The sequence below is a fragment of the uncultured Piscinibacter sp. genome (genome assembly GCF_937952055.1).
Lineage (GTDB): Bacteria > Pseudomonadota > Gammaproteobacteria > Burkholderiales > Burkholderiaceae_C > Piscinibacter.
Window position 1 is genome coordinate 130,522 of sequence record NZ_CALFYO010000019.1, and the last position, 22,353, is coordinate 152,874.

At 70.9% G+C, this 22,353-nt stretch carries 20 protein-coding genes and 1 riboswitch; of the genes, 12 read left to right on the forward strand and 8 right to left on the reverse strand.

The features are described from left to right. Positions 1 to 4: 4 nt before the first annotated feature. Positions 5 to 283 (reverse strand): hypothetical protein, encoded by a 279-nt coding sequence (locus tag Q0599_RS08070; RefSeq protein ID WP_298828106.1) that lies wholly within the window; start codon positions 281 to 283, stop codon positions 5 to 7. A 37-nt stretch (positions 284 to 320) separates the two neighbouring features. Continuing rightward, on the reverse strand, positions 321 to 2,540 hold the full coding sequence (locus Q0599_RS08075; protein ID WP_298828109.1) for a heavy metal translocating P-type ATPase: 2,220 nt from the start codon (positions 2,538 to 2,540) through the stop codon (positions 321 to 323). Positions 2,541 to 2,648: 108 nt separating this feature from the next. Here Q0599_RS08075 and cadR point away from each other — a divergent pair, with 108 nt between their 5' ends. Further along, positions 2,649 to 3,089 carry a Cd(II)/Pb(II)-responsive transcriptional regulator gene (gene cadR / locus Q0599_RS08080; protein WP_298828112.1) on the forward strand — a complete coding sequence of 147 codons (441 nt, stop codon included), beginning with the start codon at positions 2,649 to 2,651 and terminating at the stop codon, positions 3,087 to 3,089. An 11-nt stretch (positions 3,090 to 3,100) separates the two neighbouring features. Then, positions 3,101 to 4,291, forward strand: a complete 1,191-nt coding sequence (locus tag Q0599_RS08085) for a CoA transferase (RefSeq protein WP_298828115.1) — start codon at positions 3,101 to 3,103, stop codon at positions 4,289 to 4,291. Positions 4,292 to 4,312: 21 nt separating this feature from the next. Here the strand turns inward: Q0599_RS08085 and Q0599_RS08090 are convergent, their stop codons facing one another. Continuing rightward, the gene (locus Q0599_RS08090) at positions 4,313 to 7,102 is read right to left on the reverse strand and encodes an EAL domain-containing protein (RefSeq protein WP_298828118.1); all 2,790 of its coding nucleotides are present in this window, start codon (positions 7,100 to 7,102) and stop codon (positions 4,313 to 4,315) included. Between the two features lie 189 nt (positions 7,103 to 7,291). On the opposite strand from Q0599_RS08090, the gene Q0599_RS08095 reads away from it, so the two are divergent. Then, positions 7,292 to 7,816: a DUF2478 domain-containing protein gene (locus tag Q0599_RS08095; RefSeq protein ID WP_298828121.1), complete on the forward strand. Its 525-nt coding sequence runs from the start codon at positions 7,292 to 7,294 to the stop codon at positions 7,814 to 7,816. Here the strand turns inward: Q0599_RS08095 and Q0599_RS08100 are convergent. Beyond that, the gene (locus Q0599_RS08100) at positions 7,813 to 8,853 is read right to left on the reverse strand and encodes a Gfo/Idh/MocA family oxidoreductase (protein ID WP_298828124.1); all 1,041 of its coding nucleotides are present in this window, start codon (positions 8,851 to 8,853) and stop codon (positions 7,813 to 7,815) included. The genes Q0599_RS08095 and Q0599_RS08100 overlap by 4 nt on opposite strands. Before the next feature lie 60 nt (positions 8,854 to 8,913). Here Q0599_RS08100 and Q0599_RS08105 point away from each other — a divergent pair, with 60 nt between their 5' ends. Then, the gene (locus Q0599_RS08105) at positions 8,914 to 9,525 is read left to right on the forward strand and encodes a LysE family transporter (RefSeq protein ID WP_298828127.1); all 612 of its coding nucleotides are present in this window, start codon (positions 8,914 to 8,916) and stop codon (positions 9,523 to 9,525) included. A gap of 78 nt (positions 9,526 to 9,603) precedes the next feature. Here the strand turns inward: Q0599_RS08105 and Q0599_RS08110 are convergent, their stop codons facing one another. Together Q0599_RS08110 and Q0599_RS08115 are read right to left on the reverse strand one after the other, a co-directional pair. Next, positions 9,604 to 12,642: an AAA family ATPase gene (locus Q0599_RS08110; protein ID WP_298828130.1), complete on the reverse strand. Its 3,039-nt coding sequence runs from the start codon at positions 12,640 to 12,642 to the stop codon at positions 9,604 to 9,606. A 37-nt stretch (positions 12,643 to 12,679) separates the two neighbouring features. Further along, entirely contained in the window at positions 12,680 to 12,925 is a 246-nt protein-coding gene (locus tag Q0599_RS08115) for a nickel-binding protein (RefSeq protein ID WP_298828133.1), read from the reverse strand. Positions 12,926 to 13,056: 131 nt separating this feature from the next. Between Q0599_RS08115 and Q0599_RS08120 the strand changes: the two genes are divergently transcribed. From Q0599_RS08120 to Q0599_RS08140, 5 genes are all read left to right on the forward strand, one after another. Beyond that, positions 13,057 to 13,683, forward strand: a complete 627-nt coding sequence (locus Q0599_RS08120; RefSeq protein WP_298828136.1) for a hypothetical protein — start codon at positions 13,057 to 13,059, stop codon at positions 13,681 to 13,683. 41 nt (positions 13,684 to 13,724) lie between these two features. Beyond that, a complete protein-coding gene (locus Q0599_RS08125; RefSeq protein ID WP_298828139.1) occupies positions 13,725 to 14,090 on the forward strand; it encodes a DsrE family protein in 366 nt (121 codons plus the stop codon). A 35-nt stretch (positions 14,091 to 14,125) separates the two neighbouring features. Next, positions 14,126 to 14,497: a DsrE family protein gene (locus Q0599_RS08130; RefSeq protein WP_298828142.1), complete on the forward strand. Its 372-nt coding sequence runs from the start codon at positions 14,126 to 14,128 to the stop codon at positions 14,495 to 14,497. Between the two features lie 48 nt (positions 14,498 to 14,545). Beyond that, complete coding sequence (locus tag Q0599_RS08135; protein ID WP_298828145.1) at positions 14,546 to 14,917, forward strand: rhodanese-like domain-containing protein; 372 nt, start codon at positions 14,546 to 14,548, stop codon at positions 14,915 to 14,917. Between the two features lie 347 nt (positions 14,918 to 15,264). Then, positions 15,265 to 16,668 carry a multicopper oxidase family protein gene (locus Q0599_RS08140; RefSeq protein ID WP_298828148.1) on the forward strand — a complete coding sequence of 468 codons (1,404 nt, stop codon included), beginning with the start codon at positions 15,265 to 15,267 and terminating at the stop codon, positions 16,666 to 16,668. Positions 16,669 to 16,761: 93 nt separating this feature from the next. Here Q0599_RS08140 and Q0599_RS08145 read toward each other — a convergent pair whose 3' ends face one another. Beyond that, positions 16,762 to 17,664: a LysR family transcriptional regulator gene (locus tag Q0599_RS08145; RefSeq protein WP_298828150.1), complete on the reverse strand. Its 903-nt coding sequence runs from the start codon at positions 17,662 to 17,664 to the stop codon at positions 16,762 to 16,764. Positions 17,665 to 17,800: 136 nt separating this feature from the next. Here Q0599_RS08145 and Q0599_RS08150 point away from each other — a divergent pair, with 136 nt between their 5' ends. The 3 genes from Q0599_RS08150 (at position 17,801) to Q0599_RS08160 (ending at position 21,487) form a co-directional block, all read left to right on the forward strand. Continuing rightward, on the forward strand, positions 17,801 to 18,787 hold the full coding sequence (locus Q0599_RS08150; protein WP_298828152.1) for a tripartite tricarboxylate transporter substrate binding protein: 987 nt from the start codon (positions 17,801 to 17,803) through the stop codon (positions 18,785 to 18,787). Positions 18,788 to 18,800: 13 nt separating this feature from the next. After that, positions 18,801 to 19,991 carry a M20 aminoacylase family protein gene (locus Q0599_RS08155; RefSeq protein ID WP_298828154.1) on the forward strand — a complete coding sequence of 397 codons (1,191 nt, stop codon included), beginning with the start codon at positions 18,801 to 18,803 and terminating at the stop codon, positions 19,989 to 19,991. 90 nt (positions 19,992 to 20,081) lie between these two features. Further along, positions 20,082 to 20,179, forward strand: a riboswitch (glycine riboswitch). A 51-nt stretch (positions 20,180 to 20,230) separates the two neighbouring features. After that, positions 20,231 to 21,487: a D-amino acid dehydrogenase gene (locus tag Q0599_RS08160; protein ID WP_298828156.1), complete on the forward strand. Its 1,257-nt coding sequence runs from the start codon at positions 20,231 to 20,233 to the stop codon at positions 21,485 to 21,487. 78 nt (positions 21,488 to 21,565) lie between these two features. On the opposite strand, the gene Q0599_RS08165 is transcribed toward Q0599_RS08160, so the two are convergent. Further along, positions 21,566 to 22,306: a LysR substrate-binding domain-containing protein gene (locus tag Q0599_RS08165; RefSeq protein ID WP_298828158.1), complete on the reverse strand. Its 741-nt coding sequence runs from the start codon at positions 22,304 to 22,306 to the stop codon at positions 21,566 to 21,568. Positions 22,307 to 22,353 lie beyond the last annotated feature (47 nt).

Here is a 22,353-nt window from a genome sequence, read left to right on the forward strand (position 1 = left end):
CGGCTCAGCGCTGCTTCGACGGCTCCAGCACGAACACCATGCCGAACGCACCGATCGAGACGGTGCGCTCGTTGACGGTGGTGTAGGAGGCCACGCCCAGCGCGTGGTAAGAGGAGGTGAAGGCGGTCAGTGCGCCGATGCCCAGCGCGCCGGCCAGCGGGCTGCGCTCGGCGATCGCGGTGGCGATCTTCTCGCGGTGCTGTTCGGGCGAGGGGTTGAGCAGGAAGGCCGCGGCGGTGACGGCGGCAGCGACGACGGCGGAGAGGAGTGCAGTGTTGGCCATGCGCGAGTGTCGCGCGAAACCGCGGGCCGCAGCCGTTTCAATCCGTGCCTCCGCCGCGCAACAGCCGCAAACCGTTGAATACCACCAGCAGGCTAGCGCCCATGTCGGCGAACACGGCCATCCACATCGTCGCGTCGTCGAACAGCGCCAGCGCCAGGAACACCGCCTTGATGCCCAGCGCCAGCGCGATGTTCTGCCACAGCACCGCGTGCGTGCGGCGCGACAGGCGGATCGTCTCGGGCACGCGCCGGAGGTCGTCGTTCATCACCACCACGTCGGCGGCTTCCATCGCCGTGTCGGTGCCGACGCCCCCCATCGCGAAGCCGATGCCGGACGCGGCCAGTGCGGGCGCGTCGTTGATGCCGTCGCCCACCATGGCCACGCGCCGGCCGCCGGCGGCCAGGGTGTGGATCGCATCGAGCTTGTCCTGCGGAAGCAGTTGTGCGCGAACGTCGTCGATGCCGGCCTGCTCGGCGATGACGCGCGCCGTGGCGGCGTTGTCGCCGGTGAGCATCACCGTCGCCACGCCCAGGCGCCGCAGCTCGGCCACGGCCTCGCGGGCGCTCGTCCGCGTGGCGTCGGCCACGGCGAACAGGGCGAGCACCTGCTGGTCGTCGGCGAGCACGGTGACGGTGTGCCCCTGCCGTTCGTGGGCCTGCATCAGCGCCTCGAACTCGGGCGCACATTGCCCGCGCTCCTCGATCCAGCGGTGGTTGCCGAAGGCATAGTCGCGGCCGTCGATGCGGCCGTGCACGCCGCGCCCGATCTCGGCACGAAAGCGCTCGACCGGCAGGGGCTCGCCATCGAGCCCCGTGGCCACCGCCTGCGACACCGGATGGTCCGAACGCGCGGCGAGGCTGTGCGCGATGCGCAGCACCTGGGCCTCGGGCAGCGCCTCGCTCAGCGCCTGCCGCGCCACCAGCCGCGGCCGGCCCTCGGTGAGCGTGCCGGTCTTGTCCAGTGCCACCACGGCGATGCGGCGCGCCTCTTCCAGGTAGACGCCGCCCTTGATGAGGATGCCGCGCCGCGCCGCCGCGGCCAGGCCGCTGACCACGGTGACCGGCGTCGAAATCACCAGGGCGCAGGGGCAGGCGATGACGAGCAGGACCAGAGCCTTGTAGACGGCCGTCATCGTGTCCCAGCCGGCCCACCAGGGCGCGGCCAGCGCCACGCCGAGCGCGAGCACGAAGACCGCCGGCGTGTAGACCGCGGCGAAGCGGTCGACGAAGCGCTGGATCGGCGCACGCCGTCCCTGTGCCGCCTCGACGGCGTGGATGATGCGGGCGAGCACGGTGTCGCCGGCCGGCTGCGTGACCTCGAACTCCAGCGAGCCGGCCTGGTTGACCGTGCCGGCGAAGACGTCGTCGCCCGGGCCCTTCTCCACCGGCACGCTCTCGCCGGTCACCGGCGACTGGTCCACCGTGCCGTGGCCGCTGCGCACGCGACCGTCGAGGGCGAAACGCTCGCCGGGTCGCACGCGCACCCGCGCACCCACGGACACCTCGCGCGCCGGCACGGCGGCCCAGCGGCCGTCGGCCTGCATCACCTCGGCCTGTGCCGGAGACAGGGCGAGCAGCCCGGTGATGGCGTGGCGTGCCCGCTCGACGGCGCGGGCCTCGATCAGCTCGGCCAGCGCATACAGCGCCATCACCATCGCCGCTTCGGGCCACTCGCCGATCAGGAATGCGCCGCTCACCGCCACCGTCATCAGCGCATTGATGTTCAGCCGCCCGGCGATCAGCGCCGCCAAGCCCTTGCGGAACACCGAGCTGCCGGCCAGCGCGATGGCCAGCGCTGCGGCGGCCATGCCGGCGGAGCGCCAGGCGAGCGTGTCGGGGGCGACGAAGTGCACGAGTTCGGCGGCCAGCGCCACCGCCAGGGCTGCGGCCAGGCGCGCGAATTCGCGGCGCTGCGCCCGCGCCGCCTCGTCACCGGCGACCGGCGCGGACAGCGTCCGCGACTCGAAGCCGGCGCCGCGCAGCGCGGCGACGATGGCCTGCAGGGTATCGTCCGGCGCATCGATCGCCAGCGTGCGCCGCGGCAGGTCGAAGCGCAGGCTGCGGACCGCGTCGAAGCGCTCGAGCGCCGTGCGGATCTGTGCCTCCTCGGCGGCGCAGTCCATCGCCGGAATGCGCAGCAGCAGCGCGCCGGCGGACACCGTGCTGGCGGCCGGCGCATCGGGCAGGGGCAGCGGCGTGCCGCAGGCCGCCGCGTGGCCACAATGGCAGGAATGCTCGGGGTAGGCAGGCTCGGACATGGCGTTGACGGGGGTGTTCGATGGCATTGGAATCCCTGAAGCCACTCCAGAGTCAAGCCCTCCTGGCGCGGCCTACACTGTCGGCCCGATGAACACCCGGAGCGGCGCATGAAGATCGGCGACCTGGCGGCCGAGTCGCACACCCCCGTCGAGACGATCCGCTATTACGAACGCGAGGGCCTGCTGCCTGCGCCGGCGCGCACGGCAGGCAACTTCCGCGTCTACGAGGAAGGCCATCTGCAGCGGCTGCGCTTCATCCGCCATTGCCGCGGCCTGGACATGTCGCTCGACGAGGTGCGCACGCTGCTGCGCCATCGTGACCGCCCCGACGACAGCTGTGGCGACGTCAATGCGCTGCTCGACGAGCACATCGTCCATGTCAGCCGCCGCATCCGCGAGCTGCGCGCACTGGAGCGCGAGTTGCGGCAGCTGCGCCAGCGCTGCGGCGAGGTTCGGCCCGCCGAGCGGTGCGGCATCCTCGCCGGGCTGGTGGATGCGGCGGCCGGCGACACGCGGCCGCGCCGGCCGCGCAGCGGCCGGACTCATTGACGGGAATCGCGATGGAGGCACTGAAAGGGCTGAAGGTGCTGGAGCTCGGCCAGCTCATCGCCGGGCCGTTCGCCGGCAAGACGCTGGCCGATTTCGGTGCCGATGTCATCAAGATCGAGCCGCTCGAGGGCGGCGATCCGTTGCGACGCTGGCGGCTGCTGCGCGAGGGCACCTCGGTGTGGTGGGAGGTGCAGTCGCGCAACAAGCGCTCGGTGACGCTGGACCTGCGCAGCGCCGAGGGGCAGGCCGCGGTGCGCCGGCTTGCCGCCGAGGCCGACGTGCTGATCGAGAATTTCAAGCCCGGCACGATGGAGGGCTGGGGACTCGGCTGGGAAGCACTGCACGCGCTCAACCCGAAGCTGATCATGCTGCGCGTCTCGGGCTACGGCCAGACCGGGCCCTACCGCGACAAACCGGGCTTCGGCGTGCTCGGTGAGGCGATGGGCGGCCTGCGCCACCTCACCGGCGAGCCCGGGCGCGTGCCGGTGCGCACCGGCGTGTCGATCGGCGACACGCTGGCCGCGCTGCATGGCGTCATCGGCGTGCTGCTGGCGCTGCGCCACCGCGAGGTGAACGGCGGGCAGGGCCAGGTGGTCGACGTCGCGCTCTACGAGAGCGTGTTCAACGTGATGGAGAGCCTGCTGCCCGAGTACGACGCCTTCGGTGCGGTGCGTGGCGCCGCCGGTTCGGCGCTGCCAGGCATCGCGCCGAGCAATGCCTACCGTTGCGGCGATGGCGCCTACGTGCTCATCGGCGGCAATGGCGACGGCATCTTCAGGCGGCTGATGCACGCCATCGGCCGTGACGACCTGGCCGACGACCCCGCGCTGGCGCACAACGACGGTCGCGTCGCGCGTGTTGCCGAGATCGATGGCGCGATCGGGGCGTGGACGGGCCAGCGACCGATCGAGCAGGTGATTGCCGCCCTGGAGACTGCCCACGTTCCGGTGGGCCGCATCTACACCGTGGCCGACATCGCCGCCGACCCGCAGTACCGCGAGCGCGACATGATCCTGCAAACGCACGATGCCGACGGCCGGCCGTTGAAGGTGCCGGGCATCGTGCCGAAGTTGTCCGACACGCCGGGCCGGCTGCGCACGCCGGCGCCGCGGCTGGGCGAGCACAGCGGCAGCGTGCTCGGGGCCGACGGCTGGCCGACGCTGCCGGCAGACTGCGCCGGTCCGGCCGCTGGGCGGACCTGAGCGGAGCAGCCGCCGCGCCGCTCAGTCTTCGAACTCGATGCGGTGGGCGACGATGGTCCGGCCGTCTTCGGCCAGGCTGCCGCGGACCTCGACCTTGCGGTCCACCACGAGGTCGGCGACCGTGCCGCCGACGAACTCCACCGTGCCGGCAAAGCTCACCGTGACGCCATGCACCACGAAGATGGACTGCGTCGGGTCGACGCTGGCCACGTGCCCCTCGATTTCGAACCCTTCCTGCTCGTCATGATCGTCGGACTCGATCTCGACTTTGCGGGCGAGCAGCACGCCGTCGACGACGGCGCCCTTCACCTCGACGCGCACGCCCACGTCGAGGCCCTGCGTACCGTCCTCGAAGGTCGCCTGGCTGGCGTCGACCGGCAGGCCGTCGACGCTGAAGGACTGCGCCGACGTGAAGTCGGTGATGGTGCCCTCCACCTCGACGTACTCGACGTCGTGCGGGCGCAGGCTGCCGGACTTCAGGTCCGTCGCGACCCAGATGCCGGGCACCGCCTGCGTCGTCTGCAGCTTGACGCGCACCAGGTCGCCGACCTGCGGTGCCACGGCCAGCGCCAGGCCCGACACGTCGATCACCGCGTCGCCGATGGTCAGCAGCTTCTGTGCATCGTCGTAGCCGGCGACCACGCCGCGCAGGCGGTACGAGCTCGATGCCGACTTCAGGTCGATGCGCGTGGCCGTGTAGGTGCCGGTGGCGGCGTCCAGCGTGCCGTAGACCTTGACCACCGCGCCCGCGGTGAGCGAGCCCATGGCGTCGGGAAGGGCGTCGTCGAACACCGTGGCGGCGTTCACCTGCACTGTCTGGCCCAGCACGACCACGCTGTCGGTGCCCACGCTCTCGACCGGGCCGCGCATCAGGCTGCGCAGGGTGATCGACTCGGCCTTCGCCGAGTTCCTGCCGTCGCGGCTGCCGTAATCGGAGGCTTCGACTTCGACGACCATGCCCAGCTCGAGCGTGTCGTCGTCGGGCGAGTCCTCGTCATCGTCCGTGACGGCGGCCGAGGTCTCGTCGTAATGGACGCCGTTGACCACGATCGAGCCGAAGCCGGAGATCCGGCCGACGGCGTAGCTGGCGCTGTACTGGACGTCACCGGAGCCGGAACCGCCGCCGCCGCAGGCAATCAGCAGGGCGGAGGCGACGGCGGCGACGAGGCCGGCAGCGATGCGGGAGAAGCGGAAGTCGGTTCGAGCAGCCATGGCGGCCCTCCTTGCTTGTCGATTGGCGTGGGAAAGTATCCCATGCAGCTTAGCGAACTCGGCGGCGAGCGTGCCGGGTCCTGGCTTCAACATTGTTTCAAGGTGTTTGCGCGCGACCTGTCCCACGGCGCGGCCGTCCATGGGCAGGGTGTCCTTGAAGGCGGTCGACTGGAAGGTCTGCGCCAGCGTCGCGGCGGCATCGGCGGCCCAGATCGCAACGGCACGCGCGCTCATCGGCTTGGCGAACAGGGGGCCCTGCAGTTCGTCGCAGCCCATCTGCATGACCAGGCTGCGCTGCGCCTCCGTCTCGATGCCCTGGGCGACCACGCGCAGTTTCAGCAGGCGGACGCCCTGCAGCGCCCTGGCGGCGGCGAGCCGGGTCTCGACATGTTGCGCCATCGCCGCCACCAGTGCGCGATCGAGCTTCACCTCGTGCGCGGGCACGCCACCGAGGGCCTGGATGGCGGCCGCACTGGCACCGAAGTCGTCGATCGACACGCCGACGCCCAGCCTGTGCAGCTTCGCGAAGGCCTGCCGCGTGGCCTCGGTGCCCTCGATCGCCGCCGATTCGGCGATTTCGCAGACGATGGCGTCGGGCGGGAGGCCGTGCGACTTGAGCGAGCGTTCCAGCTTCGCGGCGAAGTCGTCCTTGCGGAACTGCCGGCCCGACACGTTCACCGCCACGCGCAGGCGCAGTCCTGCGGCACGCCAGGCGCCGGCCTGCTTGAGCGCGGCGTCGAGTGCCCAGCCGCCGATCGAGTCGATCAGCCCGTGCCGCTCGGCAATCGGGATGAAGCGTGCCGGACTGACCAGGCCGAGCGTGGGATGGCGCCAGCGCAGCAGCGCTTCCACCGCAGTCACGGTCAGGCGCGAGGCGTCGAGCCGCGGCTGGAAGAAGAGCTCCAGCTGCCGCTTGACCACGGCTTGCTGCAGTTCGCGGGCGATCATCGCCTCCTCGCCGTGTTCGGCCTCGATGCGCGGGTCGAACACCGCATGGCCGCCCCCGCCGCTGCGCTTGACGGCGTGCATCGCGGCAGCGGCCTTGTGCAGCAGCCGCAGGTTGCTGCCGTGCTCGGGCGCGACGGCCAGGCCTGCCGACAACCCGATCGACAACTCGTGTCCGTTCAGGGCCAGCGGCGTGGCGAAGGCCTCGCACAGGCGATGAGCGAGCTTCTCGCCGGCCTCGCGCGGCGCGTTCAGCCAGACCGCGAAGGTGTCGCCGTCGAGGCGGGACAGCGGCGTCGACGGCCCGCACAGTTCGCGCAGCCAGGCGGCGACCGCGACGAGCAGTCGGTCGCCGAAGTCGCTGCCGTGGCGATCGTTGACGAGTCGCATGCCATCCACGCCGGCGACCAGCACGCAGCTGTCGCTGCCGTCCTTCTCGCTGGCGGTCAGGCCGTCGTCGAGCATGGCCTCGAAGCGGGCACGGGTGGGCAGGCCGGTCAACGCGTCGCGCTGGGAGTCGGGTGCGCCGGCCGCCGCAGCGCCCGGACGGTCGTGGCGGCGGCGCGAGCGCCAGGCGATGGCGCCTGCGCCGGCGGCGCACAGCACGGCGGCGGCAATCCCGCCCAGCGTGCCCAAGCTCAGTTCAGCGGCCATCGATCTCTCCTTCCAGCCCGAGGCGTTGCGCACGACCGGGCGCCATGCACGATGACTGCATATCGGCCAGCGCGCCCGAAACCTGAGGCCTTCCCGCCGGCGCTGCTTGACCTGCCTCAGGGATCGGCGACTGCGGCGGGAAGGCCGCGCCCCGCAGCGCGGGGACGGCGCGCTATAGTGAAAGCTGCCATGGACGAACTTCGCGCCGCCGCCATCCGCCACGACGGAACTTGCGATGTCGATGCGCTGCTCGCTGCAGTCGTCGACGAGCAGCGCCGCCGCGGCCGTCGCGTGATGGGCCTGCTGATGGCGCCCTCCGAGCAGAAGGGCGACTGCCTGGCCGAGATGGTGCTGGTCGACATCGACAAGCGCGACGGCTATCTTGTCTCGCAGTCGCTGGGCAGCGCGTCCAAGGCCTGCCGCGCCGACCCGCAAGGCTTTGCGCGCGCCAGCGAGGTGCTGCGCCATGCGTTGGCGAGCGCCCCCGACCTGATCGTCTGCAACCGCTTCGGCCGGCTGGAGTCGGAGGGTGCCGGCTTCTCCGCCGAGTTGCTGGAGATCATGTCGCGCGACATCCCGTTCCTCACGGTGGTGTCGCGCCACCACGTCGAGGACTGGCAGCGCTTCACCGGTGGCGCCGCCGCGCTGCTGCCGCCGTCACGCCCGGCGATCGACGCCTGGCTGGAGCGCACGCTGGCGCCGGCCAGCGTCTAGCGCGCGGCGTCCGGCTCGAAAGGAAAGCGCACGCCGAGATCGCGGCGCATGCGATCGACGAGGCGCAACGTCGCCACCGTGTCGGCATGTGGCACCGCCGGGCTCTCGACGCGGTGCTCGGCCACGCAGCGCAGCGCCTCCTCGATCTCGTACTCGAAGCCGTTGATGCGCAGGGGCTGCTGCCAGCGCTGCACCGGCTCGCCGGGGCGTGACAGGCTGGCCTGCGTGCACTCCCAGAATGGGCCGTGCAGCGTGATGTGGCCATGTTCTCCCAGCAGCACCATGTCGTTCGGTGCGCTGCCGTCGAAGCCGCAGACGAACTGGCCGACGGCACCGCCCGGCCAGACCAGCATCATCGCCACGCGCTCGTCGACGCCGCTCGCGCCGACGCGGCCGGCGACCTGCAGGGTCGGCACGCCGCGCTCGCCCTGCACCGCCAGCAGGTCCCGCGCCATGCCCAGCGGGTACACGCCGATGTCGAGCAGCACACCACCGGCCTGCGCCGGGTCGAAGTGGCGGCGCTGCGGGTCGAAGGGCAGGGGGAAGCAGAAGCTCGCCTGGAGGGTCTGCACACGGCCGATGCGGCCGCCGGCGAGCCACTCGCGCACCGCCGGCATCACGGGCAGCAGGCGGCTCCAGAAGGCCTCCATCAGCAGCCGGCCTTGCGTGCGAGCGAGCGCGGCGAGCTGCTCGGCCTCGAGGGCATTCGTCACCAGCGGCTTCTCGCACAGCACGTGCCGCCCGGCCTCGAGCGCGGCGCGCACCGCCTGGCCATGCGCAGCATGCGGCGTGGCGATGTACACCGCATCGATCTGCACGTCGGTGGAGAGCGCCTCCAGCGTGAGGTGCACGCGCGCCGGCCGGTCGGGGTCCGACCAGCGCGCGGCGAAGGCCTGCGCGCGCAGCGCGTCGCGGCCGATGACCGCCGACAGCTGCTGCCGCGGCACACCCGCGAGCGCCTGCGCGAACCGGTTCGCGATCGCGCCGGGGCCGACGACGGCCCAGCGCAGGGCGGGCAGGGCGCGCGCGCGGCTCATGGTGGCATGCAGTATGCCGCCGGCTTGACCGCGCCGCGCGCGACGCAGAGGATCGCCGCCATGGACTTCGACACCTGGCTCGTCTATCTGATCGCCGCTCTCGGCCTGTCACTCTCGCCCGGGCCCAACGGCCTGCTCGCGCTGACGCATGGCGCGCTGCATGGACGGCGCAGGACGCTGTTCACCATCTTCGGCGGCTCGGTCGGCTTCATCGTCATCATCGCGCTGTCGATGTTCGGCATCGGCGCGCTGCTGAAGACTTCGCTGGTCTGGCTCGCGGTGCTGAAGTGGCTGGGCGGCGCCTACCTCGTCTGGCTCGGCCTGCAGGTGTGGCGCGCGCCGGCGATCGGCGTGGAACTGCAGGACGCTGCCGCGCCGCGGCAGGGCTGGTCGCTGTTCCGTCAGGGCGCGCTGTCGGCGATGACCAACCCGAAGGGCATCCTCTTCTTCGCTGCATTCCTGCCGCAGTTCATCGATCCGGCTCGCGGTCTGTTCGTCCAGTTCGTCGTCATGGCGGGCACTTTCGCAGCCATCGAGGTGCTCACCGAGTTCGTCATCGCCAGCACGGCGCATCGCATCCGTCCGTGGCTGAAGCGTGTGGGGCGTCGCTTCAACCAGGTCTGCGGTGGCATCTTCGTCGCCATTGGCGCGGCGCTGCCTCTGCGCGGCTGAGCCGTCGGTGCGCCGCGCGCACACGGCCGAAGGGCAGAAGGCCGGTGCGAGGGCGCCGTGCTGCACCGGCGCGCGAACTCAGCGGCCGGGGCCGTCGCCCGCCGCCAACGATGCCACGCGCCGCCGACTGCGCGCCGAGAGGTCGTTCGCCTCCAGCGACTTGAGCAGGGCCCGTTGCCGCCGGCTTTCGGCTGGCCGCCGTGCACGCTGCGCCACGGCGGCTAGCGTCACCAGCGCGTGCGCCTGCTCGGAGCAGCGGCCAATCGCCTGCGCGACCTCCAGCGCCTGCGTCGCGATGTCCCGGCTCGTGTCCAGCCGGCCCGCCGCGAGCTCGTGCTCGGCCCAGCGCGTCAGCAAGTACGACAGTTCGTACTTGGCATCGGCCTGCCGCACGGCCTCGACCGCCTGCGCCAGTTCGCTGTCGTCAGGCACGATGCCGCCGTGCAGCCGCGCGAGTGCAAGCAGGGCCCGTCCGGCATGCAGTTCCGCGCCGGGACGCACGCGGCATCCCAGGTCGGCGAGGTCCGCAGCCAGCACCATGGCGTAGGCATGGTTGCCGTCATCGAGCTCGAGCATCACGTGATGCTCGAGCGCGCCGAACTCCGCCAGGTGCTCGCCTTGCTGGCGCGCCAGTTGGCGGGCCTCGACGAAGGCCTCGACCGCGCCCGCCGTGTCGCCGCGGTGAGCCGCCAGCATCCCGAGTGCAAACGACACGGCGGCGCTGGTCTTGCCGTCGCGCCGTCGCACCGCGTCGGCCTCCAACGCGAATGCCTCCGCCTGCGGCAGGTTGCGCTCCAGCAGCACCAGGCAGCGGGCGGCCTGCGCCAGCGCGACCGCCCGCTCGCCCGGTTCGGCCAGACGGCTCACGCGCTCGGCCTGCAGGATGTTGGCGTGGGCGTCGGCCATGGAGCTGTGTTCCCAGCGCAGGTACGACACCATCTGGAAACCCTGGCGTGCGGCACGCGTGAGGCCGAAATCGAGCGCGCGCTCGGCCAGGCCGCGCAGCCGCTCCGCCGCCTGCTCACCATCGGGGGTCCGCGCGGTGTACAGCACCTGCAGAAGGTCCAGGGTGCTTTCGATGCGGCGCGGCTCATCGACTTCCTCGACCAGCCGCAGCCCGCGGCGGGCCAGTGCCTCCGCGTCCTCGTTGGCAAACACGCGCAGCGCGTGGTGTCCCGCCACGATGCACGCGCGCACACCGAGCTCGGCCTCACCGGCGAGGCCGGCGTGATGGGCCAGCTCGGCCGCCACGGCCGGGTCGGCCGCCTGCGGCTCGAGACACCGCGCCACCTTGCGGTGCATCAGGCGCCGCCGCGGGAGCGACAGTTCCCCGTACACCGCCTCGCGGATCAGCTCATGGCTGAAGGCATAGCGATCGCTCGTCCGCGTCGTGTCGATGCGCAGCAGCGATGACTGTTCCAGCCGCTCCAGAGCGTCCACCAGTTCCTCCGCTGCCAGCGCGGTCAGCTCCTCCAGCCGCGCCGGCTGAATTGCACGTCCGAGCACGGCGCTCCAGCGCAGCACGTCGGCGGCGCGCTCCGGCAGCTTGGCGATGCGGTCGCGCACGAGTTGCATCAAGGTGGCGGGCGGCCCCGCCAGCCCCTCGCGCTGCGCGCGGACGAACTCGAGGGCGTAGAGAGGATTTCCCGCCGACACTTCGTGCACGTGGCGGCCGTCGACACCTGCCTCCCGCCCCACGAGTGCCTCGATCTCCTCGCGTGTGAGCGGCTCCAGTTCGATGTGCTGCACGGCGTACTCGCGCCGAAGGCTGCGCAGCAGCCGCACCGCCGCTTCGTTGTCGGGCAGCTCCCCGCCGCGCGCGAGCATCAGCACGAGCCCGGTGCGGCCGGGGCCTGTGCGCACGAGGTAGTGCAAGAGTTCGGTCGAGTTGCGGTCGAACCACTGCAGGTCGTCCAGCAACAGCATCGAGGCCCGCCCTTTCGCCACGCGCGTCTCGAGCCGCGCCCGAAGCATCTCGAACAGGCTTTCGCGGCTCGACGGATGGGCCTCGGTCACTTCCTGCTGGACGTTGAGCTCGAGCGCGTCGGCCCAGGGCCCGAAGGGCCGCGAGCTTTCGGCCTCGAAGGCGCGGCCGGCCACGACCACGAAACCGAGCGCGTCCGCCGCCGCACACAACTGTTCGGCGAGCCGGCTCTTGCCGACGCCGGGTTCGCCGGTCACGAGCACGAGTCGGGTCTCTCCGTCCTGTCGCACGTCGTCCAGCATCGCCTTGAGCCGGGCCAGCGTCGCTTGCCGGCCCACGAAGGCCGGCACGCCGGCGCCGGGCAGGGACGCCGAATCGAACTGCGGCTCGGCGCGCACCGATGCCGGCGTCGCGCTCGCGGCGGGCGCCTCGGCGGTGGCCGAACGCAGCGCGCGCCAGGCCTGGTCGAAGGCAATGGCGTCGGCCGCGGAAACCTGCCGGAACAGCCGCTGCGCGTGCTCGAAGCGTTGCTGCGCCTCGGCGACGTGGCCGAGTTTCAGCAGCAGGTTCAAGAGCGCCCGGTGCGCCTCGAGATCGAACACCTCGACCTGCACGCGCTGGCGCGCGAACTGCAGCGCCCGTGCGGGCGCCTCGCGATGTCGGGCGACCAGCTCCGTCAGCAGCGCGGCATGGCAGCGCCGCGCCTGCTCGCGCTGCTCGATGCACCAGGCACTGAAGTCCAGGAAGTCGGGCAGCTCCAGCCCCTCGAGGAACTCGCCCCGATACCAGGCCACCGCCCGCTCGAGCGTCGCGGTGTCCGACGTGGCGAAATCACTGCGCTGCAGGCGGGCGAGGGCACTCGCATCGATGGCCATCCCTTCGGCACGCCATGCGACCTCGTCGCGCCCGGCGACGATGCGCTGCGCTTCGGCGCCCAGCACCTGCCGAAGCCGCGACAGGCTCCAGCGCAGCGCACCGCGCGGGTCGTCGGTCACGTCCCACAACAGGGCACACAGTCGATCGCGGCGGTGCGCTCGCTCGTTCAGCGCCAGGTAGGCGAGCAGCGCCCGCGTCTTCTTCGACCGCGGCAACGGCAGGCTGCGCCCGGCGACGACGAGTTCCATGGGGCCGAGCAGCCTCAGCGCCAGGTGCGCCGAGTCGAGATCGGCCGGGTCGACGTCGTCGGCGTGCATCGGTCCTGCTCGGCGCGGCCGGGATCCGGCCCCCAGCCTAGAACGAGTTCGCCGGCCAGAGGCGCTCGTACGCCATGCCCGCCGATTCGAGCGCGCGACGCGCGGTCTCGAGGTCACGGGCCTCCATCACGCAGACGAAGCGCCGGCGATCGGCGGAGGCGTAAGTGACCTTGCGGGTCATGTCGTTGATCTCGAAGCAGACCTCGGTGGCCCGGCGCATCTTCTCGACGAGTTCGTCGGTCGCCGGCTCGGAAAAGGTCTTCTCCATCACGAACAGTGCCATGCCGCGCAGGGTAGCAAATTTCCACGGTCATGCACACGGGTCTGTCCACGGCGGCTTCCTAACCTGCGTCCCGTGGTGAACGAGAAGCACGGCCACCCCAGACGGAAAGACGAGAGATGAAAGGAACCGCGATGAACGACACACATGCAGCCGACACCGCCCGGGCCTTCGGCCAGGCGCTCGGCACACGAGACCACCCCAGGCTCGCCGCACTGCTGGCGCCGGAAGCGACCTTCGACGCGATCCTGCCGGGCCGTCACCTGGCGGCGCGCGGGCGCGATCGCATCGCCGCGCTCTGGGTCGACTGGCTCGACTGGGCCACGGCCGTGGAGCCCGAGGCGTTGCGCGTCAGCGAGGTCGGCGACCGCACCAGCCTCAGCTGGCGGGGCGTGCTCCGCACGGACGACCGCGCCATCGGCGATCGACTCATCGAGCAGCACATGGTGCTCGACGTCGGCAACGACGGCATCGAGCGCATCGAACTGGTCTGCACCGGCATGCGCCCGGTTCCGCCGGCGCCCGAGGTGACCGTGCACGACTTCGACGCCGGGGCACTCGGCTGCACCGACGGCTTTCCGGCCGAGTTTCGCCGTCGGCTGCGGGCGATCGACGTCGGCCACCGGCTGCGCGTCCTGGCCCGCGATCCGTCCGCCCGCGCTGACCTGCCGTCCATGACCCGCCTGATGGGCCAGCAGCTCGTCGGCGTCCGCGACCTCGGTGACGGGCGCACGGAATTCGTTGTCGCCCGCACCCACTGATGCCCACCCCACCGATCCAACCAACGAAGGAGTCCATGACCATGTCCAACAAGCTGATCTTTCACTGCACCTACGGCCGCCACGACGCCGAGCGGGCCACGATGCCTTTCATCGCCGCGAACGTCGCCGCGACGGCCGGTCTGGAGGCCATCGTGCTCTGCACGGTCGATGGCGTCTGGCTCGGTACCGACGGCGGCGTCGACGGTGTCACCGCCCACGGCCTGCCGCCGCTGGCCCAGCTCTATCGCGATTTCGTCGACAACGGTGGCCAGGTGTGGCTGTGCGGTGCGTGCACCAAACCGCGCGGCATCAACGAGGAACACCTGTCCGTCGGCGCCTCGATCGTCGGCGCCGCGAAGGTCATCGAGGAAATTGCCGCCGGCGCCAAGACGGCCGCTTTCGCCTGAACCAGGCCCACCACCCCAACCGAAAGGAGAACCCCATGAACACCCAACCCGAAAAGCTCGTCATCGTCGCCTCTCGCGGCCACGACGACGAACGTGCAACCGTCTGCTGGACCATCGCCAACGGTGGCCTCAATGCCGGCTTGCAGGTCACCATGTTCCTCGTCGCCTCGGCGCTCGACACGGTGCGCAAGGGCGCGATCGACCACGTCCGCATGAACCCCTTCGACCCGCCGATGAAGGAGCTCATCGAAGGCTTCCTGGCGCGCGGCGGAAAGATCCTCGCGTGCCCGCCCTGCGCGAAGGTCCGCGGCTACGCCCAGGAGCACCTGATCGACGGCGTGACCATCGTCGGCTCCGCGGCGTTGCATGCGCTGATCAAGGAAGGCGCAGCCACGCTGTCCATCTGAACGCGCCCCAGCCTCCACTTCCCACCCCACATCCTTCAGGAGAACACCATGGAAAAGTCCTTCAGCGAACGCGTTGCCGAGGCCAAGGCGGCCGTCCCCAGCCTCAGCGCACTCGAGGCGGCCGCGCTGCGCGACGGTTGCGAGCAGGTCGTCTTCATCGACCCGCGTCCGGCCGAGGCGATCACCGCATCGACCGGCCTCATCCCGGGTGCCTACAACGTCGCGCTCGGCGACATCGCAGCGGGCCGGCTGCCGCCGGAACTCAGCGACAAGTGGACGCGCGTGGTCACCGCCTGCCAGGGCGGTGCGATGGGCGCCGTCGCGGCGCACGAGTTGAAGCAGCGCGGCTACGCTCGCGTGAGCTTCATCGACGGCGGCACGCAGGCCTGGCTCGATGCCGGTCTGTCGACGCTGCGTTGACGGGCCCGTCGCCGCCGAGGCCGGTGTGGGGCGAGCCCGACAGCCGCCCTGCGCCTGCGCGCAGGACCCCATGGGACGGCGGCAGGGGCCGAGACTCCCGCCGTCGTTGCAGGACCCGCTGCTGCGGCGGCGCACGCTGGCTTCCGTCACCCGATGGCGCCAAGCTCTGCCGGGGATCGAGTCGTTGCCGGCGCGCGCCGGCTCGCCATGACCGCATCGCCGGCGAGCCCCGCCGCGGCAATGAATGAGCCGCCGCGCTGCGGTCGCGCCGTATCTCCCGCGCTCGACGTGTCGCGCTATAGTGAGTGCGCTAGGCCAGACCAACGATTGCTGCCGGGGGCCCGTCCATGTCCTTGAACCGCCGCGGTTTCCTTCAGTCCGCTGCAGCGCTGACGCTTCCCGTCGCGGCCGTCGCTGCGCCGGCCCGTCGCGAGCTGACGCTCGACATCTTCAAGCAGCGCGTGCGCGCCTCGGGTCCGCCCACCGAGGTCTGGGGGTTCAATCGCTCCGTGCCGGGCCCGCTGTTGCGCTACGCGCAGGGCGCCACGGTCGACCTGAAAGTCGTGAACCGGCTGCGCCAGGCCACCACGGTGCACTGGCACGGCCTGCGCGTGCCGAACTCGATGGACGGCGTGCCGATCGTCACGCAGCCCCCCATCGAACCCGGTGCCACGTTCGACTATCGCTTCACCGCGGACGACGCAGGCACCTACTGGTATCACCCGCACCAGTCCAGCTTCGAGCAGGTGCCGCGCGGGCTGTACGGCGCCTTCATCGTCGACGAGGCGCGCCCGCTGGAAGTGGATCGCGAGGTGCTGTGGGTGCTGTCGGACCTGAAGCTGGACGAGCGCAATGCGCAGGTCGAGGACTACGGCCGGGTGCAGGACTTCGGCAACCGCGGGCGCCACGGCAACACCCTGCTGATCAACGGCCGGCCGGCCGGTCCCGGTCAGCGCCTGACCCTGCGTCCGAACGAGCGTGTGCGTCTGCGCCTCATCAACGCGGCCTCGGCACGGATCTACCGGCTCGAGTTCGCGGGCCATGCGCCCTGGGTGGTGTCGCACGATGGCCAGGGCGTGCCGCCGCACGCCCTGGCCGACAGCCTGTTGTTCCTCGGGCCGGGGCAGCGCACCGACCTCGTGCTGGACGGCACGGCCGGCAAGGGCCGGTTCGCGATCACCGACCGGCGCGACGTGCACACCGAACTGGCGCAGATCCACTACGCCGGCGCGCCGCTGCGCGCGCGTCCGCTGCCCGCACCGCGCGCGCTGGCCAGCAACCGCCACACCGAGCCCGACCTGAACAAGGCGACGCAGCACTTCCTGGTCTTCGAGGGGGGCGAGGCGGGCGCTCCGGCGATCGCCGCGGTGGACGGCAAGCCGATGAAGGTGGAGGACATCCGCCAGCAGCACGGCCTGACGTGGAGCATGAACTACTCCGCCCAGCACGAGCACGCGATGATGCACGAACCGCTGTTCTACCTGCGGCAGGGCGAGCACGTGGTGCTGAAGATGATCAACAACACCCTGTTCGAGCACCCCATGCACCTGCACGGGCATTTCTTCCGCGTGCTTGCGCACAATGACAAGCCCAATCCGCTGCGCGAGTGGCGTGACACGGTGATGCTCGGCCCGCAGGGCTCCTGCGACATCGCGTTCGTGGCCGAGAACCCGGGCGAGTGGATGTTCCACTGCCACATCCTCGACCACGCCGCCGGCGGCATGATGGGCACGGTGGTCGTGTTCGACTGATGCCCGAAGCGGCGGGCCGCGCTCGTCCGACCCCGGCGCCTGCGGCCGGGGCCCGGCGCCGAAGCGTCGCGTGCCGGCCGACCCCCGGGATGCTCAGCGAGTCGGCAGCGGGTCGTCGCGCAGCATCCTCTCCATGAGTGTGCGCACGGCCGCCAGTGCAGGCGGCTCGGTCCGTCGCGCCAACGTCACCAGTCCGAATCGCGCCGTCGCGGTGAGCGCCGGCTGCATCTTCAACTCGACCAAGTCGGGGGCGGCCGCCCGGATCGCCAGCAGGACGGCGTCACTGCGCCGCACGACCTCGACGAGGCTCGGGATCTCCTCGCATCGCAGCGTGACGCAGACACTCGGGTGGGCGCGCGGCCCGTATCGCTCGACCAGCATCCGGGCGACCTCGTCCGACAGCGGCGTCGAGGCAAGGGGGTAGCGCAGGAGGTCGTCGAAGCTCGTTGCGCCCCGCCGCCTCGACAGTGGATGACCGCGGCGCACCATGAAGGCGCCCGTCATCTCGTGCAGGAACCGTGCCTTCAGGTCGGGGGCGGGGCGCAGCGAACGCGCGTCCACGACCAGCGCGTCCAGCACACGCTCGCGCAGTGCCTGCACCAGCAGGTCGGTGCCGGCGCGAGCGATCTCGAAGTGCAAGCGCGGCCGTTCCTGCGCCATCGTCAGCAGCAGCGGCGTCATCAGCATCGCGCCGGGGCCGGAGCCCAAGCCGATGCGCAGCACACCCTGCTGGCCGTCGCCCGCGAGACGGCCGCTGTCGCGCAGGTCATCTGCGGCGAGCACGAGTTCGCGTGCCCGCTCGACTGCCTCGCGCCCGAACGGTGTCAATTCGCTGTGGCGGCCGATCCGGTCGAACAGCGGCTGACCGAACTCGGCTTCGAGCGCGCGGATGCTCCGGCTCAGCGCGGGCTGCGTCAGGAACAGCGCGGCTGCGGACTTGCTGAACGACCCCGTCTGGGCCAGTGAAAGCAGGTGACGGAGCTGGACGAGGGTCATGGACGTGCGTCGACGTGACTGTGAGTAAAACTCATGCTAATTGAAAAAACAATGCATTGGACTTTGAGTATGACGACTTCTACATTGGCCTTGCCTTCCAGTCCTGGCCGCCCGTCGTGCCCTTCAAGGAGTTCCCATGTCCCGATTCAATCTCCTCCGGTCCCTGGCCTTGGTGGCCGGTATGTTGCTCGGCGCCGGTACGGCTGTCGGGCAGGGTTACCCGGCCAAGCCGGTCAACCTCATGGTGCCCTACCCGGCGGGTGGTCCGTCGGATGCGATTGCCCGCATCTTCAACAACGCGCTCGGCAAGGAACTGGGCCAGCAGGTGCTGGTGGAAAACCTGGGTGGCGTCAGCGGCGCGCTCGCCGCGCAGAAGGTGCTGGGTTCTCCGGCCGACGGGTACTACATCTTCCAGGGTTCACCCAACGAGGTGATCCTGTCGCCGCTGGCCAATGCCGCGGTGAAGCTCAAGACCGAGGACTTTCGCCTGGTGCATCCAGTGGCCGATGCGGTGATGGTGTTCGTCACGCGCAAGGACCTGCCGGTCAACAGTGTCGATGAGCTGATTGCCCTGGCGCGCAAGTCGGCCGACAAGCCGCTGACCTATGGCAGCGTGGGCATCGGCTCGCTCTATCACCTGATCCTGGAGAACGTGCAGGCGTCGACCGGCATCAAGCTGGCGCACGTGCCGTACAAGGGCAACGCGCCGCTGCTGCAGGACCTGGGTGGCGGGCAGGTCGACTTCGCGGTGCTCGTGTACAGCGCCGCGATGGGCGCGCTGGCCGAGCAGGGGCGCCTGAAGGTGATCGGCCAGCTCGGTGCTCAGCGCTCGGACCTGCTGAAGAACGTGCCGACGGCCAGCGAGAGCCAGTCGCTGAAGAACTTCTCGTACAAGATCTGGACAGGCTTCATGGTGCCGAAGTCCACGCCCGAGGATGTGGTGGTGAAGCTGCACGCCGCGATCGGCAAGACGCTGCAGGATCCCGGCGTCCGGGCACAGCTCGCGGCGCAGACCCAGCACCCGTCGGCGCCGATGACGCTGGCCGAGTCGGCCAGGTTCTTCGAGGGCGAGACCGCGCGCTACCGCGCCATCGCCAAGCAGATCAACCTGCAGCCGCAGTGAGCGCGGGGCCGACATGACCTACTTGCTCGACGCTCTGCAGGCCCGGGTCGGCGAGTTCGTCAGCCTGCGGCGCGACATCCACCGCCAGCCCGAGCTGGCTTTCGAGGAGCACCGTACCGCGGCGCTGGTGGCCGACAAGCTCGCCACCTGGGGCTACACGGTCGAGCGAGGCCTGGGCGGCACCGGCGTGGTCGGCACCCTGGTGCGCGGCCACTCGTCACGCCGACTCGGGCTGCGCGCCGACATGGACGCGCTGCCGATCTCGGAGGCGTCCGGTGTCGAATGGTCCAGCCAGCGCCCTGGCCTGATGCACGCCTGCGGCCACGACGGCCACACGGCGATGCTGCTGGCGGCCGCGCGACACCTCGCCGAGGCAGGCCGCTTCGACGGCACGCTGAACCTGATCTTCCAGCCGGCCGAAGAAGGCGGCGGCGGCGCGCTGCGCATGATCGCCGACGGCCTCTTCGACAGGCACCCCTGCGACGCGATCTTCGCCATGCACAACATGCCCGGCATCCCGCAGGGCCGGCTGGTGCTGCGCGAGGGCGCGGCGATGGCCTCGTCGGACTACGCGACGATCACGCTGACCGGCATCGGCGGCCATGGCGCGCTGCCGCAGCACACGGCCGACCCGGTGGTGGCCGCAGCCAGCCTGGTGATGGCGCTGCAGACGGTGGTGTCGCGCAATGTCGACCCGCTGCAGGCAGCGGTGATCACGGTGGGCGCGCTGCACGCCGGCCGCGCCAACAATGTCATCCCGGCCGCGGCGACGCTGGAGATCAGCGTGCGAGCGCTGGACCGCGACGTGCGGGCCTTGCTCGAGCGGCGCATCAAGGCGCTGGCGGCCACGCACGCGGAAAGCTTCGGGGTCAGCGCGCAGGTCGACTGGCGCAGCGGCTACGCCGTGCTGGTCAACACGCCCGAAGAGACCGCCTTCGCGCGCGATGTGGCGCTCGAACTGGTGGGGCCGGAGCGCGTGACCCTGCAGGGCCCGCCGCTGACCGGCAGCGAGGACTTCGCCTTCATGCTCGAGCGCGTGCCGGGCTCGTACCTGTTCATCGGCAACGGCGATGGTCCGGGCAACTGCATGGTCCACCACCCCGGCTACGACTTCAACGACGCCAACATCGCCATCGGCAGCGCGTACTGGGTGCGGCTGGCCGAACGTTTTCTCAGCGCGGAGGGCATGACCGCCCGCACCTAGAATCACGATCCGGCAGGAGAGCGTCGGGCAACGGCCCGACCCCCGAAGGCGCAAACTCCCATGAACGCTCAGGGTCCGTACTGCACATCACCATCGCCGTCTGGAGAGCCGTCACACGCGTGGCGCACCGAAGGAGCAAAGCCCGCATCGGGCTGAATCTCTCAGGTACCGAGGACAGGGGGAGCGGCAAGCGCACGACGCAAATCGTGCGTCCAACCAGTCCTTTGGGAGTCTTTGCCATGAACGTGGTGGTACTCGGCGCCGGCCTGCTCGGCGTCACCTCGGCCTATTTCCTTCGTCAGCAAGGTCACGACGTGACCGTGATCGACCGCCAGGCTTCGGCCGCGGCGGAGACCAGCTTCGCCAATGGCGGGCAGATCTCGGTGAGCCACGCCGAGCCGTGGGCCAACCCCAGCGCGCCGCTGAAGCTGCTCAAGTGGCTGGGCAAGGAGGACGCGCCGCTGCTCTTCCGCCTGCGCGCCGACATGCGCCAGTGGCTGTGGGGCCTGCAGTTCCTGCGCGAGTGCACGCCGGAACGAACACGCCGCAACATCGCGCAGATCGTCCGGCTGGGCACCTACAGCCGCGAGACGCTGCAGCAACTGCGCCGCGAGCGGTCCATCGCCTACGACGAGCGCACGCAGGGCATCCTGCACTTCTACACCAGCGAGAAGGAGTTCGACGGCGCCGAGGCACCGGCCGCGCAGATGCGCGAACTCGGCTGCGACCGCCGCGTGATCTCCGCCGACGAGGCCGTGCGCCTGGAGCCGGCGCTGCGCCACATCCGGGCGCAGCTGGCCGGCGCCACCTACACCGCCGAGGACGAGTCGGGCGACGCGAACCGCTTCGCGCGCGAGCTGGTGACGCGTTGCGAGGAGGACGGCGTGCAATTCCGCATGAGCCACACCGTCACCGCGCTGCGCGCGTCCGGCGGCGAGATCGACCATGTCGAGGCCACCGATGGCGAGGGCCGCTTCCAGCAGATCCGTGCCGACGCGTACGTGCTGGCGATGGGCAGCCTGTCGCCGCAGTACGCCCGCTCGCTGGGCATCGCGCTGCCGATCTACCCGGCCAAGGGCTACTCGGTGACCATGCCGGTGAAGGACGCCTCGATGGCCCACCAGGTCTCGCTCACCGACGACGAGTACAAGCTGGTCTTCTCGCGCCTGGGCGACCGCCTGCGCATTGCCGGCACGGCAGAGCTGAACGGCTACGACCGCGACCTGAACCGCGTGCGCTGCGAGGCCATCGTCAAGCGCGTGGAGCAGATCTTCCCCGGCGCCGGCGACGCCAGCCGCGCGCAGTTCTGGACCGGCCTGCGGCCCGCCACGCCGAGCAACGTGCCGATCATCGGCCGCTCGAAGCTGCGCAACCTGTTTCTCAACACCGGGCACGGCACGCTGGGCTGGACGCATTCCTGCGGCTCCGGCAAGAGCATCGCGCGCATCGTCAGCGGCCAGAAGCCCGAGGTGGACTTCGCGTTCGTGGGCGTCTGAGGCAGACACCGCGTGGCACGGCGCCGGCGTCGACGCAGCCGCCCGGGGGTGATGGATCGCCGGCGTCGGCGGCGACCGTCAGCGCGTGCCTGCCGACGCTCGCCCATGTCGCCTCGCATACCGGTCCGGCCGCTCGGGTGCGGACCGTGAGCCGATGAGCATCTTGCACTGCGCCTCGATGTCGCCCAGCAGCCGGCCCAGAAAGGCGACGAATTCCTGGGTCGCGGCGTCGCGTCGGGCATCCGGCCTGACCAGTGCATTGAACGGCGGCGAATCGGGGCTGTCCCAGTCCAGCAGCACCGGCTGCAGGTGACCCTCGCGGACGTAGCGCCACACCGAGAGGTCGGCGAACCGGCTCACACCGTGCCCGTGCAGCACGGCGTGCAGCGCGTCATCGCGGCTTTCGCAGGTCAGCCAGCCGCGCACGGCCACCTCCTCCACCTCCGGCCCCTGGATGTGCCGCCAGAGATCGAGCACGGTGCCTTCGGGCGAGCGCACGATCACGCAGGCGTGGTGCGCCAGGTCCACCGGCCGTCGCGGCATCGCATGGCGTTTCCAGTACGCCGGGTTCGCACAGACGATCAGGCGACTCTGGGCCAGCGGTCGCTTGACCATGTCCGGGGTGCCGGGCCACCCGAGCGCCACCACGACGTCGATGCCGCGGGCCGCGGCGTCGGTGACGGTCAGCTGGTCCACCGTGCGCAGGTCGATCTGCACATGATTCACCTCACCGAAAAGCCGGAGCCGCCCATGGAACCCAGCGCTGCCCGAGCGGAACGGTCGCCGGACGAGCCGCACGATCGTGGCCCGCGCCTTCACCACGCTCCTGTGCGGCACCTCCGGCACCCCCGCAACGCCCTTGCCGC

Bases quoted from the DNA above. Each gene is read 5' to 3' on its own strand.
- Q0599_RS08070 (WP_298828106.1), bottom strand. From the start codon at position 283: ATGGCCAACACTGCACTCCTCTCCGCCGTCGTCGCTGCCGCCGTCACC.
- Q0599_RS08075 (WP_298828109.1), bottom strand. From the start codon at position 2,540: ATGTCCGAGCCTGCCTACCCCGAGCATTCCTGCCATTGTGGCCACGCG.
- cadR (WP_298828112.1), top strand. From the start codon at position 2,649: ATGAAGATCGGCGACCTGGCGGCCGAGTCGCACACCCCCGTCGAGACG.
- Q0599_RS08085 (WP_298828115.1), top strand. From the start codon at position 3,101: ATGGAGGCACTGAAAGGGCTGAAGGTGCTGGAGCTCGGCCAGCTCATC.
- Q0599_RS08090 (WP_298828118.1), bottom strand. From the start codon at position 7,102: ATGGCCGCTGAACTGAGCTTGGGCACGCTGGGCGGGATTGCCGCCGCC.
- Q0599_RS08095 (WP_298828121.1), top strand. From the start codon at position 7,292: ATGGACGAACTTCGCGCCGCCGCCATCCGCCACGACGGAACTTGCGAT.
- Q0599_RS08100 (WP_298828124.1), bottom strand. From the start codon at position 8,853: ATGAGCCGCGCGCGCGCCCTGCCCGCCCTGCGCTGGGCCGTCGTCGGC.
- Q0599_RS08105 (WP_298828127.1), top strand. From the start codon at position 8,914: ATGGACTTCGACACCTGGCTCGTCTATCTGATCGCCGCTCTCGGCCTG.
- Q0599_RS08110 (WP_298828130.1), bottom strand. From the start codon at position 12,642: ATGCACGCCGACGACGTCGACCCGGCCGATCTCGACTCGGCGCACCTG.
- Q0599_RS08115 (WP_298828133.1), bottom strand. From the start codon at position 12,925: ATGGCACTGTTCGTGATGGAGAAGACCTTTTCCGAGCCGGCGACCGAC.
- Q0599_RS08120 (WP_298828136.1), top strand. From the start codon at position 13,057: ATGAACGACACACATGCAGCCGACACCGCCCGGGCCTTCGGCCAGGCG.
- Q0599_RS08125 (WP_298828139.1), top strand. From the start codon at position 13,725: ATGTCCAACAAGCTGATCTTTCACTGCACCTACGGCCGCCACGACGCC.
- Q0599_RS08130 (WP_298828142.1), top strand. From the start codon at position 14,126: ATGAACACCCAACCCGAAAAGCTCGTCATCGTCGCCTCTCGCGGCCAC.
- Q0599_RS08135 (WP_298828145.1), top strand. From the start codon at position 14,546: ATGGAAAAGTCCTTCAGCGAACGCGTTGCCGAGGCCAAGGCGGCCGTC.
- Q0599_RS08140 (WP_298828148.1), top strand. From the start codon at position 15,265: ATGTCCTTGAACCGCCGCGGTTTCCTTCAGTCCGCTGCAGCGCTGACG.
- Q0599_RS08145 (WP_298828150.1), bottom strand. From the start codon at position 17,664: ATGACCCTCGTCCAGCTCCGTCACCTGCTTTCACTGGCCCAGACGGGG.
- Q0599_RS08150 (WP_298828152.1), top strand. From the start codon at position 17,801: ATGTCCCGATTCAATCTCCTCCGGTCCCTGGCCTTGGTGGCCGGTATG.
- Q0599_RS08155 (WP_298828154.1), top strand. From the start codon at position 18,801: ATGACCTACTTGCTCGACGCTCTGCAGGCCCGGGTCGGCGAGTTCGTC.
- Q0599_RS08160 (WP_298828156.1), top strand. From the start codon at position 20,231: ATGAACGTGGTGGTACTCGGCGCCGGCCTGCTCGGCGTCACCTCGGCC.